We start from the raw sequence: 16,454 nt of genomic DNA on the forward strand, positions 1-16,454 counted from the left end.
ATCTGCCCGCGCCGCAGGGCCGATCGCCTGCGGCGCGGGCGTCGCTACTCAGAAGCGATACGTACCCTGCACACCGAGCACGCGAGGTTCCTCGACCCATGCGGCCTTGATGCCGCCGGTGAGCGGCGCATCCAGGCCCGTCGTGAACGTTCGCTTGTCGGTCAGGTTGCGACCGAACACAGAGACGCTCCAGGTGCCATCCACTGACATCACGCCAATGCGCGAGTCGACCTTGACGTACGCATCCTGGTGCAACGCCTCGTCGAGGTCGTTGCCGAGATACATGTCGGCCTTGTAGTTAACGTCCACGTGGGCAAACAGATCCCAGTTCGCGCCGACCGACTTGACGTAGTCGACGTAGAACGCTCCGGTCCACTCCGGCGCGTACGCGCCGCGCTTGCCGGTGAGATCCTTGGTGCAAACCGCCACGAGAGCGCCTTCTGCGATCGTGCACGGGGCTCCGGGGAACGACGCATACTTGTGATCGAGGTAGTTCAGGCTCAGGCCGAACTCGAGCTCACCCGTCGCTTTCCACTGGCTTTCAAGTTCGACGCCCTGCACCACCAGTTCGGCAGCATTGCCGACGACGAAATTGATGCCGTTGAACGACGTCACCTGCAGATTTTCCAGCTCGCTGCGATAGACCGCGGCGCCGATACGCGCCCGGCCGTTGAACAGTGACTGCTTGACGCCCAGCTCCCAAGCATCCACCGACTCGTCCTTAAACTCAGTGCCGGTCGACGGTGTGCCATCAGGACGCGCCGAATCGGGCGTCGCGTTGAAACCGCCGGATTTGTAGCCTTGCGAGAACGACAGATACGTCATGCCCGTATCGCTGTACTCCCAGCGCAGTTTCGCGGCAGCATCCAGGTGCTCCTCCGCACTGTTCAGATCCTGCAGATGCGGATAAGTCACCAGACCGCCCCAGACGACCTGCGCCAGCACCGCCTGTGGTCCGCCGGCAGCGTATGCCCGGGCGAGCAATTGATTCAGGCTCGCTGAACCCACCGTATCCGCAGGATTCAACAGCGGGACGAACTGGCCAGGCTGACCGGTACCGATTATGTTGTCCTTGACTACGTCCTTCTCGTCTTCCGAGTAGCGTAAACCCAGCTCGAGCGCCCATCGATCGGTGAACTCGTACTCGACTTCACCGAAAATCGCCTTCGTCTCCGCCGTCTGCTTCAACGTGTAGCGACGATCGACCGAATTGAGCTGCGTCGTCGGCGTCAACAGACCCGCGTTGATGAGCGCCGTGACAGCCGGATTGCTGGCAGCGAGCACACTGGCGTGGAACAGCGTGGGCGCGCCGCCGATGAGCGGACTGATGAGGCCGCCCATGGTGCCGTCGAGCTGATTCTCGTTCTGAATTTTGAGGCGCTGCTTCTCGTAGTACGCACCGAGAACGACATTGACCGGACCGTCCCAATCCGACGCGAGACGGAATTCCTGTGAGAACTGCTCGAGTTTCTCGCCTTCGATCGTGTGCGCGAGATTGACGGGCGTGAAATCCACGTCATGGTCGTTGTCGGTTTCGAAGTTCGTGAATCCGCTGAGCGACGTGAACACGAAGTCGCCGACATTCCATTCCACATTCAGCGATACATTGGTGGATTCGCTGGTTTCGACGTCCTGTGGTCTCCAGAAACGATTGTTGGTGTAGCTCTCCCATCCACGTGACAAGCCAAAGTTAGGCTCGAGTCCATTCGAGAGAATGAGCGACCCCAGCACTGCCGTCGTCTTGCCCAACGCCAGATAGCCCGGAATGACGCCATAGTTGATGTCGGCGATCACGACTTCGGCGCCGTATGCCTCCATCTCCGAATAGGAGACTTTGCCGGTGACGGACAGCGTGTCGGTGGGCGCCCATGCGAGCGTCAGTCGCGCCGCCCGATCTTCGTCCTGGCGCTCGTCCGTGTTGCGCGCTTTGTTCCTGACGTAGCCGTCCGACGACGAATCGCTGTAAACGAATCGCGCTGCAAGCGTCTCCGACAGATCACCGCTCAACGCCAACGAGTAGCGCTGGGTGTTGTACTCGGGCTCCCACAATGCACTGACCGTTCCCCTGAAGCCGTCGCCCTGTTGCGGACCGGCCGTTTCGATCTTGATGGCGCCGGCCACCGCGTTCTTGCCGAACAGCACGCCCTGCGGACCACGCAGCACCTCGACACGCGCGAGATCGAAAATCGACTGCGTGAATTGCAGGCTGCGCGACTGATAGATGCCGTCGATGTACATACCGACGGACTGCTCGAATCCCTTGTTGATACCCGAACCGATACCGCGAATATAGATGGAGCTGGCTTGTGCACCACGCCCCACCTGCAGACTCGGTACCTTCGCCGAGAGCTGCTCGAGCCCCGTAACGCCCTGGCTCTCCATTTCCGAACCGGAGACCACCGACACCGCGAGCGGCGCGTTGACCAGCGATTCTTCGCGCTTGCGGGCAGTCACCATGACTTCTTCGAGGATCAGCCCGTCGTCCGCGGACCAGGCAACGCCTGGGGTGAACGACACAGCTGGTAAAGTCAGCATGCATATCAATCGTTTCAAGATCTTGCGCTCCACCTGATTTAATAACGACGCGTCTATCGACCAACGAAGTTTGGTTTTCTTTTCTCGGCGAAAGCTCGCGGCCCTTCTCTCGCATCGTCGGTCGCCAGGATCGCCGCCAGCTCGCGGCTTTCGATGCGAAACCCTTCCTGCAAAGACACTCCGCTGCTCTCCAACGCCACGCGCTTGATCGCCTGCAGCGCCAGCGGTGCGTTGTCGAGCAACTTCTCGATCACTTTCTGTACTTCGGCCATCAACTGCGACGGCTCGACCACACGGTTGAGCAGCCCGATCTCGAACGCCTGTTGCGCCGTGATCGACTCGCCCGTCAGCAGAAACTCCATGGCCTTGCACCAGGGAATCTGTCGCGGCAGCCTCACCGTGGTGCCACCGCCCGCGACGATGCCGACCTTCGGCTCGCTCAGTGCGAAGCGTGCGGTGCTGGAGGCGATCCGGATGTCGGATGCCACCGTCAGCTCGCTGCCGCCGCCCATCGCGACGCCGTTCACCGCAGCAATGATCGGTTTGACGAAACTGTCGTCTCGAATCGTGATGCGCGCGGCGAAACCCGGCTCCATAAAGCGCCGGTCGTAGTCGTCCTGCGGCTGGCGCGCGCCCGTCAACAACGGAATCAATTGCTTCAGATCACCGCCCGAGCAGAACGCGCGATCGCCAGCTCCGGTCAGCACGACCAGGCGAATGGCCGAGTCGCTGCGTGCCCACTCCCACATATCCATGAGCTCGCACGCCATTCGCGTCGAGATGCTGTTGAACACGTCGGGGCGATTGAACGTCGCCCACAACGCACCATCACGATTCTCTGTCAGCAAGTGCTTCATTGGCGCGGCCCGCTCATTGGTTCTTGACGGGACGAAACTTCACGAGCGTCGCCTCTGCGGTCACGTGATCGAAAACAGCCTCCACCGCCATACCGATGCGAACGGCTGCGGAATCGCACTCGACGATGTTCGTGGTCATACGTACGCCTTCTTCGAGGTCCACGATGGCGATCACCAGAGGCAACTGATCCGTAAAGTCCGGATGCGGCGCCACGTGGCATACGGTGTAGCTGTGAACGACCGCTTTTCCGGAGCACACGATCCATCTGAGATCCGTGCTCCAGCAGTGGTGGCACAGGTCACGCGGATAGAACTGCCGGCGCGAACACGTCATGCATTCCTGGACCTGCAGTACTTCATAGCGCGCAGCGTCCCAGTACGGACGCGCTGATGGACTTCGAAACAACAGCAGATCGGCGTAGCTCATGATTACGTTTCACTCGATTCCGAGGATCAAGGTCACCTGCTCGCCAAGGATTCCGCCGTTGCCGTGCGCAAGACCTGTGGTGGCGTTGGGAAGCTGGCGTCCGCCCGCTCGTCCCATGAGTTGCCGCGCCGCTTCGACGACATGCGACATGCCGCCGGCCTGCCCGGCCTGACCGAAGGAGAGTTGTCCGCCGTGCGTGTTGCACGGCAGGTCGCCTTGCCAGGTGAGATCGCGCTCGGCGATGAACGGACCGCCATGACCCTTCTTGCAGAAGCCCATGTCTTCCAGCGTGATCGCGACCGTGATCGTGTAGCAGTCGTAGGGCTGGATGAACTGCATCTGCTGCGGCTGCAACCCCGCCATCTCGAAAGCGCCTTTGGCAGCCGCCTCGATCCAGCTGGTCGTGAGACTCGGAGCATTCGCAATGGAGATGCTCGTGCCGGCTTCGCCAGCACCGAGCAACTTCACTGGCCGGTTGGGTCCGCGTACGGCCAGGTCCGCGCGAGAAACGATGACTGCCGCCCCGCCGGTGCAAGGCGAAACGATCTCAAACAGGTGCAATGGCTCCATCACGACGCGCGAGTTCAGTACGTCATCGATCGTCAGCTGTTTGCCGTAGAACAGCGCGTCCGGATTCTGCTGCGCGTTGCAGCGCTGATCGACAGCCACCTTGGCGAGCTGCCGTGCGGTCGTGCCGTACTCGTGCATGTGACGCATCGCGACCATGGCGTAGCCGGCATTCGCCGGAACGTTGCCGTAAGGAATCTCGAATTCCAGGTCGCTCTGTGGCATCAGATGCGCAAGACGCGCGAAGAACTTGCTGTCCATCACTTCGGCAGTCACACACAGCACGTGGTTGCACATGCCGGCTTGAATGGCCGCCGCCGCGCGCCAGATCATTCCAGCTGCAGAGGCACCGCCGATGTCCACAGTGTCGAAATAGCGCGGCCGGATGTTCAGGTACTCACAGAGGTACGACGGCCACAGGATGTTGTAGTTGGAGAACGGCGTGGCCGTCAGCAGCCCATCGATCTGGCCGCGCTCCAGTCCCGCATCTGCCACGGCCTGACGCGCCAGGTCCGCGCAAATCGTCGTCGGCGTATGGGATCCTGGCTGTCGCTGCGGCTTCATCTCGGCGTAACCGCTGATGGCCGCAATGCCCTTCAAAGTAGTGTGCATCGTGATTCTCCCGCCGGTCATTCCCAGATGACGCGCAGTTCATGCGGGTTCTCATCGACCCTGCTTGCCAGCCCCCAGTACTTCGTCTCGATCGGATCCCGCAGAATCTTGCCGACGGGATTCAACAAGCGATTCTCGAGCGTCCAGCGTTCCCGGCAAATCACGACCAGCGACACGCGCGCGTGTTTCTCCTGCCTGCCGTTGATGCGCTCAATTGCGGCTCGCAGGTTCTGCTCTACTTCGTCGCTCGTTCGTTGGCGACCGACTCCGGACAACCCGATGAGCAGCACCGTTTGAGCGAGCCCTCGCCCGCATAGCATCTGCTGTTCCACCAGCTCGTTCTCGGAGATGGCGTTCTCGATCGGAACAGGCGCCACATACTTGCCCTTGGCGGTCTTGAACTCTTCGCAAACCCGTCCAACGATGTAGTAGAAGCCGTCCGGATCGACCGTGGCACGATCGCCGGTGTGCACCCAACCATCGACAATGGTCTGAGCTGTCTTCTCGGGCATATTGAAATAGCCCAGCATGCGTCCCGGCGAACGCACGAGGATTTCACCCTCGGCACTCAACTTCACTTCAGAACCGAACGCTGACTTGCCGACCGAGCCGATGCGATTCTCAGATGGCATGTTGAGCGTGACCGGCGTGCTCTCCGACTGACCGTAGATATCGCAGATCACGACCCCGGCCTTGTCGAACCACTGGTGAATGCTCAGCGGCAGAGGCGCCGTGCTGTTCGCCAGGAAGCGAGCATCGTTCAGACCGAGCAGGTTCTTGAAAGCAACGCCTGCCTGCGACGCAGTCGCGGGATTCTCCACCAGGCGATTGGCCGCCTCTTCGCCGCCCAGCGCGGCTACTGCCATCTTCTGATACGCCAGCCACAGTCGCGGCGGCGCGAGAAACCAGTCGACCCGAGCAAGCTTCATGTCGTCCGCAAAGGTTCGAACTCCGTTGCTGATGACGGTTTGTCCGCCGTTGCTGATCATCTGGTAGCCGATGACGACGCGTTCGGCGCCATGTCCCATCGGCAAGTAGTTGATGAAGCGTGTGCCGCGCAGCTCCTCACATTCGACGAACGGCGAGATGACGGCGGTGCCTGACCGCAGCGAATGCACCACACCTTTCGGCAGACCGGTGGTGCCGGAGGTAAAGATGATAATTCGCGGCTCATCGATGGGTGGAGCGGGTGTGCCCGAGAACGGCTGATGGGTCGTCAGCAGCTCTTCCCATGAAGTGAAGGCCCTTGAATCCGTCGCTCCCGGCAACGTGATGATGCGAACGTCGTCAGGAACGCAATCCCTCACGGCTTCCCAGTTTTCTGAAGGGCCGAGAAACAGCAGCTTTGCGCCGGTGAGCTCGAAGCAATGCGTCACCTGCTCCGGGAGGCTGGTCGTCAACACGCCTGCGACGATATGACCCGCGCTCTGGCCAGCCATATCCGCGAGATACCAATGCAGACTGTTGCGTCCGAGGATGACGATGCGTTCGCCCGTGTCCTGCCCCAGCAGCGCGACCAGCGCGGACGTCATTCGCCGGACCTGTTCTCCCGCCTCGCCCCAGGTCATCGTGCGCCATTGCTCGCCCAGCTTCTGGGTGACGAACGGCGCATCCGGCTGCTGCTGCGTCCAATGCCAGAACAGATCGAGGTACGTCGGCTTCGAAACCCCCGCCCTCGGCGCCGCCCCACCCGGCTCGCCGGTCATGACAGCAATTCCCCGGCGATGATCAGGCGGCGGATCTCGTTGGTGCCGGCGCCGATCTCGAAAATCTTGGCCGCACGATAGAGACGGTTGACCTCCATCTCCCACATGTAGCCCATGCCGCCGTGAATCTGCAGTGCGTTATCGCAGACCTCCATCAGCGAGCGGCCGCACAACAGCACCGTGGCTGCCGTCAGTTTGTGAATTTCGCCGCGCCCGCCTTCGCCCTCGCGCATGCCATTGCACCGGGCCAGCGTGTAGTAAACCATCCGCCGCATGCTCTCAACCGCGACGTACATGTCGGCGAGCATCCCCTGGACCATCTGGAAGCTCGCAATCGGCTTGCCGAACTGAACGCGCGACTTTGCGTACTCCACCGCCAGTTCCAGCGCACGCTCGGCAATGCCCAGCGTGTGCGCACCGACGATCGCACGTTCCAGGTCCAGGCCGCTCATCATGATCGCGATGCCCTTGTTCTCCTGGCCGAGAAGATTCTCGACAGGCACGCGGCATCGTTCGAACACGAGCTCACCGGTCGGCGATCCCCGGTTGCCCATCTTGCTCAGCGTTTGCGCGACCGAGAAACCCGGGAATCCCTTCTCGACGAGAAACGCGGAAACGCCTTTGGCGCCCAGTTCCTTGGCGGTCTTCGCGTAGATGATCATCACGTCGGCGATCGGACCGTTCGTGATGAACAGCTTGCGGCCGTCGAGGATGTAGTGATCGCCTTCGCGGCGCGCGACGGTTGCCATGCTGCCGATCGCATCGGAGCCGGCTCCGGGCTCGGTCATGCCGAGTGCACCGATCATCTCGCCGCGAATGCAGTGCGGCAGGTACTTTTCCTGCTGCGCGGGCGTCCCGTTTCTATACAGATTGTTGACGAACAGATTCTCGTGGGTCGCATAGCTCAACCCGACCGAGGAGTTGTGGCGCGCAATGGCTTGAATCACGAGGCCCTGGCAGAAGAAATCCAGGCCAGCGCCGCCCAGTGAGTTTTCAACTGCTACGCCGATGAGTCCCGCCGCGCCGATCTTGCGCATGACGTCTTCCGGCCACCATTCTTCCGCATCCATTCGCGAAAACAACGGCGCCAGCTCTTTGCGGGCAAAACGATCTGCAGTCTCGAGGATCGCGGCGCGATCGCCGCTCAGTTCGAACTCGACATTGTCATCACCAGTCGTTCGCATTTCGAATAACGCCCCCCGACGCTACGTAGATTTGGACCGCTACTGAAATCCGATGCTACTATCCCGCCATATCTCCGACCTGATATCTGGTGCCACTCTTCTGATAATTAGTGACACCTCGAACACAGAGGTTCTCCGATGGAGCTGGTCCGAACACTCGCGCTTGCCGGATACAGCCAGACGACACGCAGTCTCGGCATCGATCCTCAGGAAATCCTGCGCTCAGTGGGACTGAGCGAGGCAACGATCGAGTCGTCACGCTATGGCGACATGATCGAGCTGCAGCAGGTGAAGAAAATCCTGCGACTGACCGCCAAGGCCGCACAGTGCGAGCATTTCGGCGTGCTGTTCGGCAGCAAGCAGTCGATCTCGGCACTCGGCGATCTTGGCCTGGCCATGAAGCAGGCAGCCAATGTGCAGGCGGCGCTCGAAATTCTGATAACGAACAATCATCTGCTCTGGCAGAACACAGCCACCTGGCGCATTGAGGTGTTCGGCGACAAGGCCTATATCATTCTCTCCTTCGCCTCGTTGAAGGATGTGCGCTATCTGGCAGAGGCCACGCTGGCGGCCACGTTCAAACTGGTTCGATACTTCTGCGGCAAGTCGTTTACGCCGCAACAGGTCCACATTGCGCACTCAGCGCCCAAGGACCGTGCCCCCTATCGCAAGTTGTTCTCGTGCTCCGTGCAGTTCGATCGCGAGGAGTACGCCCTGGTATTCCCCGAACGCTTCCTGCGACAGAACATCGCAACCTCGGACAAGGAACTGGCAGAAACGCTGCAACGCTACCTGAAGGTCATGGAAGCGCACTATCCTGCCGACACCCTGGCCAAGATCAACTACCTGATGGAAAGAGCGCTGACTTTCGGCAATTGCAGCGCCGACAACATCGCCCTGATGCTGTCCATGCACCGCCGCACCCTGCATCGGACTCTGTTGAAGCACGGCACGACCTTCACGGCATTGCTCGAGCAATGCCGCCGCAAGAAGGCGCGGTTTCTGCTGCAAGACACGCAGCTACAGATCACCCAGATCGCGACGAATCTGGGCTATTCGGATCTCACGGCCTTCAATCATGCGTTCAAGAAGTGGCATGGCATGCCGCCGACCGAGTATCGAAAGCGTCGTACCGCACGACGCTCGACGCGCACCCAGCATTGACGAATCACTCGCTCAACAGCTCGCCCGCGATGATCAGGCGCCGGATCTCATTGGTGCCAGCGCCAATCTCGAAAACCTTGGCCGCGCGATACAGTCGGTTGACTTCGGTCTCCCACATGTAACCCATGCCGCCGTGAACCTGCACGGCGCTGTCGCATATTTTCTGCAACGATCGCCCGCACAGCAACACGGTTGCTGCGGTCAGCTTGTGGATCTCGCCACGCCCACCGTCGGTACCAGCCAATCGATTGCACTTGGCCAGCGTGTAGTAAACCATCTGCCGCATGCTTTCGACGGCTACATACATATCGGCGAGCAGCGCCTGAACCATCTGAAAGCTCGCGATTGGTTTGCCGAACTGGACGCGCTGCTTCGCATACTCTACGGTGATTTCGAGCGCTCGCTCCGCGACGCCCAGCGCGTGCGAACCGACGATCGCCCGCTCCAGATCAAGGCCGCTCATCATGATGGCGACGCCCTTGTTCTCTTCGCCCAGCAAGTTCTCGGCGGGTACTCGACAGTTGTCGAAAACGAGCTCGCCTGTCGGCGAACCTCGATGCCCCATCTTTATCAACTTCTGCGCAACTGAGAACCCCGGAAAGTTCTTCTCCACGAGAAACGCAGAGACACCCTTGGTGCCGCGCTCCGGAGCTGTTTTTGCGTAGATGATCATCACATCCGCAATCGGCCCGTTCGTGATGAAGGTCTTACGTCCATTCAGGATGTAGCTGTCTCCGTCGCGATGCGCAACAGTCGCCATGCTGCCGATGGCATCGGAGCCGGCGCCCGGCTCCGTCATCCCGAGCGCTCCGATGAGATCGCCCGTTATGCAACCCGGCAAGTACTTTGCTCGCTGCTGAGGTGTACCGTTCTGGTCGAGATTGTTGATGAACAGATTCTCGTGCCCCGCATAGCTCAGTCCGATCGACGAGTTGTGACGCGCGAACGCCTGAATGACCAGCCCCTGACAGAAGAAATCCAGGCCGGCGCCACCGAACTCCGGGTCAACCGCGACGCCAATCAGGCCGGCGCTGCCGATGCTGCGCATGATGTATGGCGGCCACCATTCGTCCGCATCCATCTTCGCGAACAGAGGTGCCAGTTCCCTGCGGGCAAAGCGGTCTGCCGTTTCCAGGATCCCGGCGCGTTCCGCCGTTAGCTCATACTCTTTATCTGTGGGGGAAAGGGACGACGCCGTTTCCCCGTCGTGTAACGTGGCCATTCTCGTGATTGATCTCGTGAGCGGGTACTTGAACCCAGAATGCTACTGGGGACACTCAACGGGAGCCTGATGTTTGGTGCCACAGGCCTGATAAATGGTGCCACGCTGTGCGCCAAGGTTGCCCTTAGCGGCTGCACCTGGAACGCATCTATGCTGTCAGGAGGAGGTTCGCGCCCTTGGTCAGTTCGTGCATCGCCGGGTCAGCGATGCAGCTCAGGTCCGCGCGGCGGGAATGGCGAACAAATGTCCGCCCTCACACGGATGGCTATCAATCGTGTGCTGATCCCGTCTTACGGAACCACGAGGTGCCACACCCCGTCACGGCCATGGCCCAGGGTCTGGCCTGGCTTCTCATCGATATAGGTGTAGAGGGGGCGATTTCGATACCGCCATTGCCGGGACTTATCCGCTCGCTCGATCAGGGTCCAATCACCGAGCGGCTTCGATCCGTCTGAAGCAATCACCGGCTGCCATTGCCGGGCGCATTCAGCGGTGCATGTTGGTTGTCCATCGGTATCCCGGTCGTACACGTAAAGCGAGAGCACTTCCAGTCGAAAGACAAACTTGCCGTTCTCGACAAAGAGACTGATGTCGGCGGGCGTTACGGGCGGCATTGATGTAGTCATGCATCCTTTCTAGTATCGAGCCGAAGGTCGCGTCAAGTCCGTCACCCATTCGATCCGAAATCTCGCGCCATTGCAGCCACTGTCGCAGCGCTGTCACTCGGGAAAGCGAGTCGCATGCGCAAGTTCAGTTGAGGAAATTCGCAACGGCGTACTTATCGAACAAGTTTGGTGAACGGTCTTTGGCTGAACGATCAGCGAGCTGAAGGATCCAACGTCCTACGTACGCTACTTGTCTCCGCCTCCCGGCGTGCGAGACGCAGTAACAGCGCAAGCATGACAGGATCAGGCGGTGGCGCCTCAAAGTGCTTGCGTAGGCCCACTGACAGCATGGCGTGATCGCGTGTCTTTTCGGGGGATGGATCGCGTGTCTTTTCGGGGGATGGTGTAAGCGGGGTCATTGCATCGTTACCTCGAGGAAACAACGTGCCTGACTCCGCAGGGTTCCTGTCGGATCACCGCATGATTTGCAGCATGATGTGCAGGTTGAACCGATCGCTGGATGCGCAGCAAATTATTTTCTACGTTGGCTTACTCCCGGGCCACCCTGCCAAGGGCGCAGGCCGATACCAGCCTGCGCCCGACACTTTTTCTGACTGAACCGAATGCAGACCGCGGCAGCGATCCATCTCAGGCATGTGCGTGCGTCGCCCGCTGCGATGCCTTCGATGATCGCGCCGGTTCGCGACTCATCAGTTCAGACTTGCGGGCCGCCAGCTGATCGCCGACCGCCTTCAGATCCATTTCGGACTTCTTTGCCTTGGCGAACATGCCGCCCGGCTGTTCTTCTTCCTTTACGTGGTGCTTGATCATCTCCGACAGCACCGTGACCTTGGCGCCAAAGAAATCATCCTCGGGCCCGGAGCTTTCGATCTGCTCGATGAGATTCCTGGCTCCCGCGTGTTCCACCACGGCCTCGTGGTGCATGTCTTCATCTTCCGTGGCCTCGATGAAGGCTGGGTAGAAGATATCCTCCTCGATCTGCATGTGAACGCGCAGGGCCAGACAGATCCTGGCGGCCAGATCCGTCTTGCGCGAATCCGCGCGCGCCTTCTCGAACTCCTCGAACCATCCCTCCACCTGACGATGATCCGCCTTCAACAGACTGATGGCATCGCGCTTGGCGGTGCGTGAGGCTCCGCGACGGGCCTTGCTGGCAGTACGACTTGGCATGAAGCTTCCCCTTGGCGTCGGCAGGATAAGAACGAGACAGCGAAGCAACGCCGCCTGCCTGCCGCAGGTTCCTCGAACCGTTGACACGTTTGTTTTCCCGCTTGCGCCGGCGAGCCGGAGCCATCAGCATGACTCATAGACAACGCTTGGGACGCTGACTTACCCGCGCGACGCAGTTGGACGAAAGAGAACTTCATGCATCGGCGGCGGCGATGATCGCCAGTGGCATTCCCAACTCACTGGCGTTCGCAATTCAGTCAGTGGAATCAGGACGCATCCGTAAGCGGCGCCAATTCCCTGAAGAACATCCGCCGGTACGGAAAATCAATGGCGCGCATCTTTGACTGAAATCGTGTGGCCCTCGGCCGTTCCATCGGCGGACAGACGGACCCAGCCGCCATAGATCCAGCCATCCCCAGCCAATTCAACGTACTGCCATCCTTCAGCTTCGTCCACCTCGGGCGCACGACTCAACAACAGAAGGATTCTTTCTGCACGCTGCCGATCGTTGTCGACAATCTCTATTCGCATCGGGGCACCTCCCTTCAGAAGAATGCATTCACTTTCAATCAATGGGTTCACAAAGGCGCAACGCAAGAGCGTCCGCCCTGTATCCGTGATGCCAGGGATTTTCGACTACGAGTATCGCCCGCAGGCCGCCATCGAATTCCGGCGGGCCCGATTGCTGCGAAAGGCATTAGTGGGCTATTTGCGTCGAGCGTCGGCCTGTTTCTTTGCCTGAGCTGCTTCCACCTCGGTCTTCACGTCCTGTTTTTCCTCCGGCGGTGGCAGCACAGACTTCAAGCCAAGGGATTTGAGCCACAGCTCACGGCACCAGCCCCGCGTGTGATACAGGTGCTCGTCCTCCTCGTCTTCGACTTCATCGTAAGCAGCCTGCAATGCGGCGGCGGCCTCGCCTTGCGCCGCCCTGGCACACTGGCCGATCAATTCCCAATTCGCATGGTCCTTGGTTTCCGCCAGAACGACGCATTCGCAGGCAACGAGTTCCGCTGCTGGCGGATCGTTGGCGGCCAGCGCCATCTTCATCGCCACGACCAGCGACTTGCCCGTGTGCTGCACCACCTGACAGCCCGGCGTGATTTCGCCCGGATCGAGTCCGAGCGCGACGCAGGTTCGCGTCAGCACCTCGACGTGCTTCGTCGTCTGCTCCAGATACTCCCGCCACTCCGTGCGCAGATCCTTGTTCAGAACGCACTCGAGCGCGGTTTGATACACCAGTATCCCGCCACGCTCATGGACGAGCGATTGGAGCAGCAGCTCCTTCAGTTGCGATGAGTTCATGGAAGCCTCTTGCAAAGTAAGTGGACGCCGATGCCTAGATCCGCGGCGGATCGGTCTCTCGTTCGAAATGACGATGCTTCGTCAGCGCCTTGACGAATGCAGGGACGGCATCGCCGGTCGCCTGGTCGAAACGCAGCAGTCCCGGATCCGCCTTGCCCGAAGGCAAGGCCGGCGGGACGCCGGCAGCATCGAGCAGCGCCTGTGCGGCACCGATGAGAAGAATGGGTTTGCAGTGACGATACTGATCCTTCAGGAATTCGAGAGCCTGCCCCCGCTGCGCAAGCGTCGCCGCCGCGGCCTCGCCGTCGGGGACGATCATCGCGTCCCACACGACCGCTGGCGCAGTCTCCAGCGATATCTCGACCTCGAAGTCTTCCCCGCTCGCACTCTCGATCGTGCCGAGTTTCACACCGACGAACCGCGGCACGGCCTCCTGTGCGGTGAGCGCCTCGTGGATTGCGAGCGCCGACGCTCCATCCACTCCATCGGCGACCAGAATGGCGACGCGACGGGTTTTGATACCGATCGCGCCAGGACGTGCGAACAACGACAGCGCCCTGGACTGCTGCACTTCCGGTTTGGGTCGACGCTTGAGCATCTGCGGCAGGGGCTCGGGCAGCGCCTTCATTCCAAGTCCTTCAGCCACCGCGCCGGCCAGTTCCTCCGACACGTTTCGCAGCTGGGCGACCACGCGTTCGCGCACGGCAACGGTCTGTACCTTGGTCAGCTCGAACCGGAAGGCACGGATGATGTGCTGCTTCTCGACGGCACTCTGGCTGTCGAAGAAGAGTGTCGCCTGGTTGTAGTGCTCGGCAAATTTCTCAGGCTTGCCGCGCACCTTGTGTTCCTCGATTTGCTGAGGGAACGACATGAAGCCCGTGGCACCCGCCTGAAATGGACAGCCGCCGCCGAGTGAGTTCGGTTCGTAGGCGACGCGTCCGCGCGGAATCGCCTGGCGATGCATGCCATCGCGCTGATTGTTGTGAACCTGAGCAACGGATGCGTTGATGGGGATCTCATGGAAGTTCGGACCGCCAAGGCGCGAGATCTGCGTATCTACATAAGAGTGAATGCGTCCCGCCAGCAGCGGGTCGTTGCTGAAATCCAGGCCCGGTACGATGTGCGCCGTGCAGAAGGCGACCTGCTCGGTTTCCGCAAAGAAATTGTCCGGGTTGCGATTGAGCACCATGCGACCGACAGGCGTCAGCGGCACCAGTTCCTCGGGAATGAGCTTGGTCGCATCGAGCACGTCGAAGCTGTAACGCTCGGCGTCGGCCTCGCTGAAAACCTGCACCGCGAGTTCCCATTCCGGATAGGCGCCCGCCTCGATCGCCTCCCACAGATCCCGCCGATGGAAATCACTGTCCGCACCCGAAATCTTGACGGCTTCATCCCACGCCAGAGAGTGGGTTCCTGCGACGGGATTCCAGTGAAACTTGACGAAGCGCGATTCCCCCGCGGCGTTGATGAAGCGGAATGTGTGCACGCCGAATCCCTGCATCATGCGATAGCTGCGTGGGATGGCACGATCCGACATCACCCACAGCAACATATGCGTGGACTCGGGCATCAGCGAGACGAAGTCCCAGAACGTGTCATGCGCCGAAGCGGCCTGCGGCATGCCGTGATGCGGTTCCGGCTTCACGGCATGGATCACATCCGGAAACTTCATCGCATCCTGAATGAAGAACACCGGGATGTTGTTGCCCACCAGGTCCCAGTTGCCTTCATCGGTGTAGAACTTCACAGCAAAGCCCCGCACGTCACGAGCCGTGTCGGTCGACCCGCGTTCGCCCGCGACCGTCGAGAAACGCACGAACACCGGCGTGCGCTTACCGGCCTCCGCGAAGATCGACGCACGCGTGAGCTTGGTCAGTGGTTTGTAGCACTCGAAATATCCGTGCGCGCCGGAACCGCGAGCGTGCACGATCCGCTCGGGAATTCGCTCGTGATCGAAGTGCGTAATTTTCTCCCGCAGGATGAAGTCTTCCAGCAAGGCAGGTCCGCGCAATCCGGCCTTGAGGGAATTCTGATTGTCTGCCACCGGCACGCCGTGATTGGTCGTGAGCACCCGCCCACTGGAGTCGACCCGCACACGATCCAGCGGACCATTGCCCGGATTGAAGCTGAGCTGCGGATTGCCCTTGCCGGCTTTCGGCGAGGCATTGACCTCCGACAGCGTGCTGCCGCCTACCATCGGGTGCGGTGGTTCCGCCGTCTGCCCGACTGCTGCGCCCGCGTCGCCAAACTCGGATGGCTTGGCGGCGTTGTAGGGGAAGGCCGACGCCAGCGCCTGCGTCCCGATCAGTTTCGCACTGGCCGCATCCGTGACAGCGCCAACACCGGGCTTGGCGGTCGGACCGCTGGCCGTGGAGCGACCAGAGGTCTTGGCGACCTCTGCATCGGCATCACGTGCTTTCTTGCCGGGAGGTGGTGGGCTTTTCTTGCGCGTGGCCATGAGCGAGTTCTCCAACGAGGATGAATGCGACGAATGAACGATCGCAAGGGCTGAACGAGAGAGCGTGGATCTGCAGATAGTCGGTGTGCCGTCGACCGCAGCGGCGCCGGCAACTTTCAACGGCTCGCTTGAGACAGAGTTCCTGAGATCCGGTAACTCGCTTCGGTGTGCGCATGGATGTGGATGAGGCAACGCTCCGCAGGAAAGCAGCGATGAATTCGGCAGACAGCCGCTGCTATCGCGACTAGCGCTGCACGACGTCGGACAGCATCGGCGGGTGCTCGATGCGGCGCCGTCCGGTCGCCTTGCGGTCAAAATCTTCCCGCGTCAATGCGCGATTGATGCCAAAGGCGGCGCGGGCCCCTTCGGCGGCCGCCACGATCGAGAGCTGCACATCGCCGATGATGTTGCCCGCGACGAAGACACCGGGGACGCTGGTGGCTTCGTACTGACCGCACTTCACGCCCTTCTTGCGGGTGAACTGGCACCCGAGCGATTCGGCAAGACGCGACTGGCCGCTCGCCGCCGTATCGAAGAAGAGCACGTCCCGCGGTCGCGCCTGCCCGTCGTCGAATTCGATAGCCGACAGTTTTCCACGCGTGCCCACCAGCCGGGAAATGGGCG

General features: G+C 60.8%; 13 protein-coding genes and 1 pseudogene. 1 reads left to right on the forward strand and 13 read right to left on the reverse strand.

Translation table 11 applies throughout. The features are described from left to right. Positions 1-48: 48 nt before the first annotated feature. From VIZ63_RS24960 to VIZ63_RS24985, 6 genes are read right to left on the reverse strand one after another with little or no spacing between them, the layout of a single operon-like run. Entirely contained in the window at positions 49-2,535 is a 2,487-nt protein-coding gene (locus tag VIZ63_RS24960) for a TonB-dependent receptor (RefSeq protein WP_331612567.1), read from the reverse strand. Positions 2,536-2,588: 53 nt separating this feature from the next. Beyond that, on the reverse strand, positions 2,589-3,392 hold the full coding sequence (locus tag VIZ63_RS24965; protein ID WP_331612568.1) for an enoyl-CoA hydratase/isomerase family protein: 804 nt from the start codon (positions 3,390-3,392) through the stop codon (positions 2,589-2,591). A 13-nt stretch (positions 3,393-3,405) separates the two neighbouring features. After that, the gene (locus VIZ63_RS24970; RefSeq protein WP_331612569.1) at positions 3,406-3,819 is read right to left on the reverse strand and encodes a Zn-ribbon domain-containing OB-fold protein; all 414 of its coding nucleotides are present in this window, start codon (positions 3,817-3,819) and stop codon (positions 3,406-3,408) included. Between the two features lie 9 nt (positions 3,820-3,828). Then, positions 3,829-4,998, reverse strand: a complete 1,170-nt coding sequence (locus tag VIZ63_RS24975; RefSeq protein ID WP_331612570.1) for a thiolase family protein — start codon at positions 4,996-4,998, stop codon at positions 3,829-3,831. A gap of 17 nt (positions 4,999-5,015) precedes the next feature. After that, positions 5,016-6,704 carry an AMP-binding protein gene (locus tag VIZ63_RS24980; protein WP_331612571.1) on the reverse strand — a complete coding sequence of 563 codons (1,689 nt, stop codon included), beginning with the start codon at positions 6,702-6,704 and terminating at the stop codon, positions 5,016-5,018. After that, positions 6,701-7,888 carry an acyl-CoA dehydrogenase family protein gene (locus tag VIZ63_RS24985; RefSeq protein ID WP_331612572.1) on the reverse strand — a complete coding sequence of 396 codons (1,188 nt, stop codon included), beginning with the start codon at positions 7,886-7,888 and terminating at the stop codon, positions 6,701-6,703. The genes VIZ63_RS24980 and VIZ63_RS24985 overlap by 4 nt, the downstream gene beginning before the upstream one ends. Before the next feature lie 138 nt (positions 7,889-8,026). On the opposite strand from VIZ63_RS24985, the gene VIZ63_RS24990 reads away from it, so the two are divergent. Next, positions 8,027-9,052, forward strand: coding sequence for an AraC family transcriptional regulator (locus tag VIZ63_RS24990; RefSeq protein ID WP_331612573.1), 1,026 nt, complete (start codon positions 8,027-8,029; stop codon positions 9,050-9,052). A 4-nt stretch (positions 9,053-9,056) separates the two neighbouring features. Here the strand turns inward: VIZ63_RS24990 and VIZ63_RS24995 are convergent, their stop codons facing one another. The 7 genes and pseudogenes from VIZ63_RS24995 to VIZ63_RS25025 all read right to left on the reverse strand — a co-directional run. Continuing rightward, positions 9,057-10,274 carry an acyl-CoA dehydrogenase family protein gene (locus tag VIZ63_RS24995; RefSeq protein WP_331612574.1) on the reverse strand — a complete coding sequence of 406 codons (1,218 nt, stop codon included), beginning with the start codon at positions 10,272-10,274 and terminating at the stop codon, positions 9,057-9,059. A gap of 290 nt (positions 10,275-10,564) precedes the next feature. Next, a complete protein-coding gene (locus tag VIZ63_RS25000) occupies positions 10,565-10,888 on the reverse strand; it encodes a hypothetical protein (RefSeq protein WP_331612575.1) in 324 nt (107 codons plus the stop codon). A 639-nt stretch (positions 10,889-11,527) separates the two neighbouring features. After that, positions 11,528-12,070: a hemerythrin domain-containing protein gene (locus tag VIZ63_RS25005; RefSeq protein ID WP_331612576.1), complete on the reverse strand. Its 543-nt coding sequence runs from the start codon at positions 12,068-12,070 to the stop codon at positions 11,528-11,530. A gap of 324 nt (positions 12,071-12,394) precedes the next feature. Further along, the gene (locus tag VIZ63_RS25010; protein ID WP_331612577.1) at positions 12,395-12,652 is read right to left on the reverse strand and encodes a hypothetical protein; all 258 of its coding nucleotides are present in this window, start codon (positions 12,650-12,652) and stop codon (positions 12,395-12,397) included. Positions 12,653-12,775: 123 nt separating this feature from the next. Beyond that, positions 12,776-13,372: a hypothetical protein gene (locus VIZ63_RS25015; protein WP_331612579.1), complete on the reverse strand. Its 597-nt coding sequence runs from the start codon at positions 13,370-13,372 to the stop codon at positions 12,776-12,778. A gap of 34 nt (positions 13,373-13,406) precedes the next feature. Next, positions 13,407-15,830 (reverse strand): catalase, encoded by a 2,424-nt coding sequence (locus tag VIZ63_RS25020; RefSeq protein WP_331612580.1) that lies wholly within the window; start codon positions 15,828-15,830, stop codon positions 13,407-13,409. Between the two features lie 244 nt (positions 15,831-16,074). Further along, positions 16,075-16,454 (reverse strand): annotated as a pseudogene (locus tag VIZ63_RS25025) (hypothetical protein); the annotation flags it as partial.

Origin of the sequence: Povalibacter sp. (genome assembly GCF_036520495.1) — a bacterium.
In the GTDB taxonomy this organism is placed as follows: Bacteria; Pseudomonadota; Gammaproteobacteria; order Steroidobacterales; family Steroidobacteraceae; genus Steroidobacter.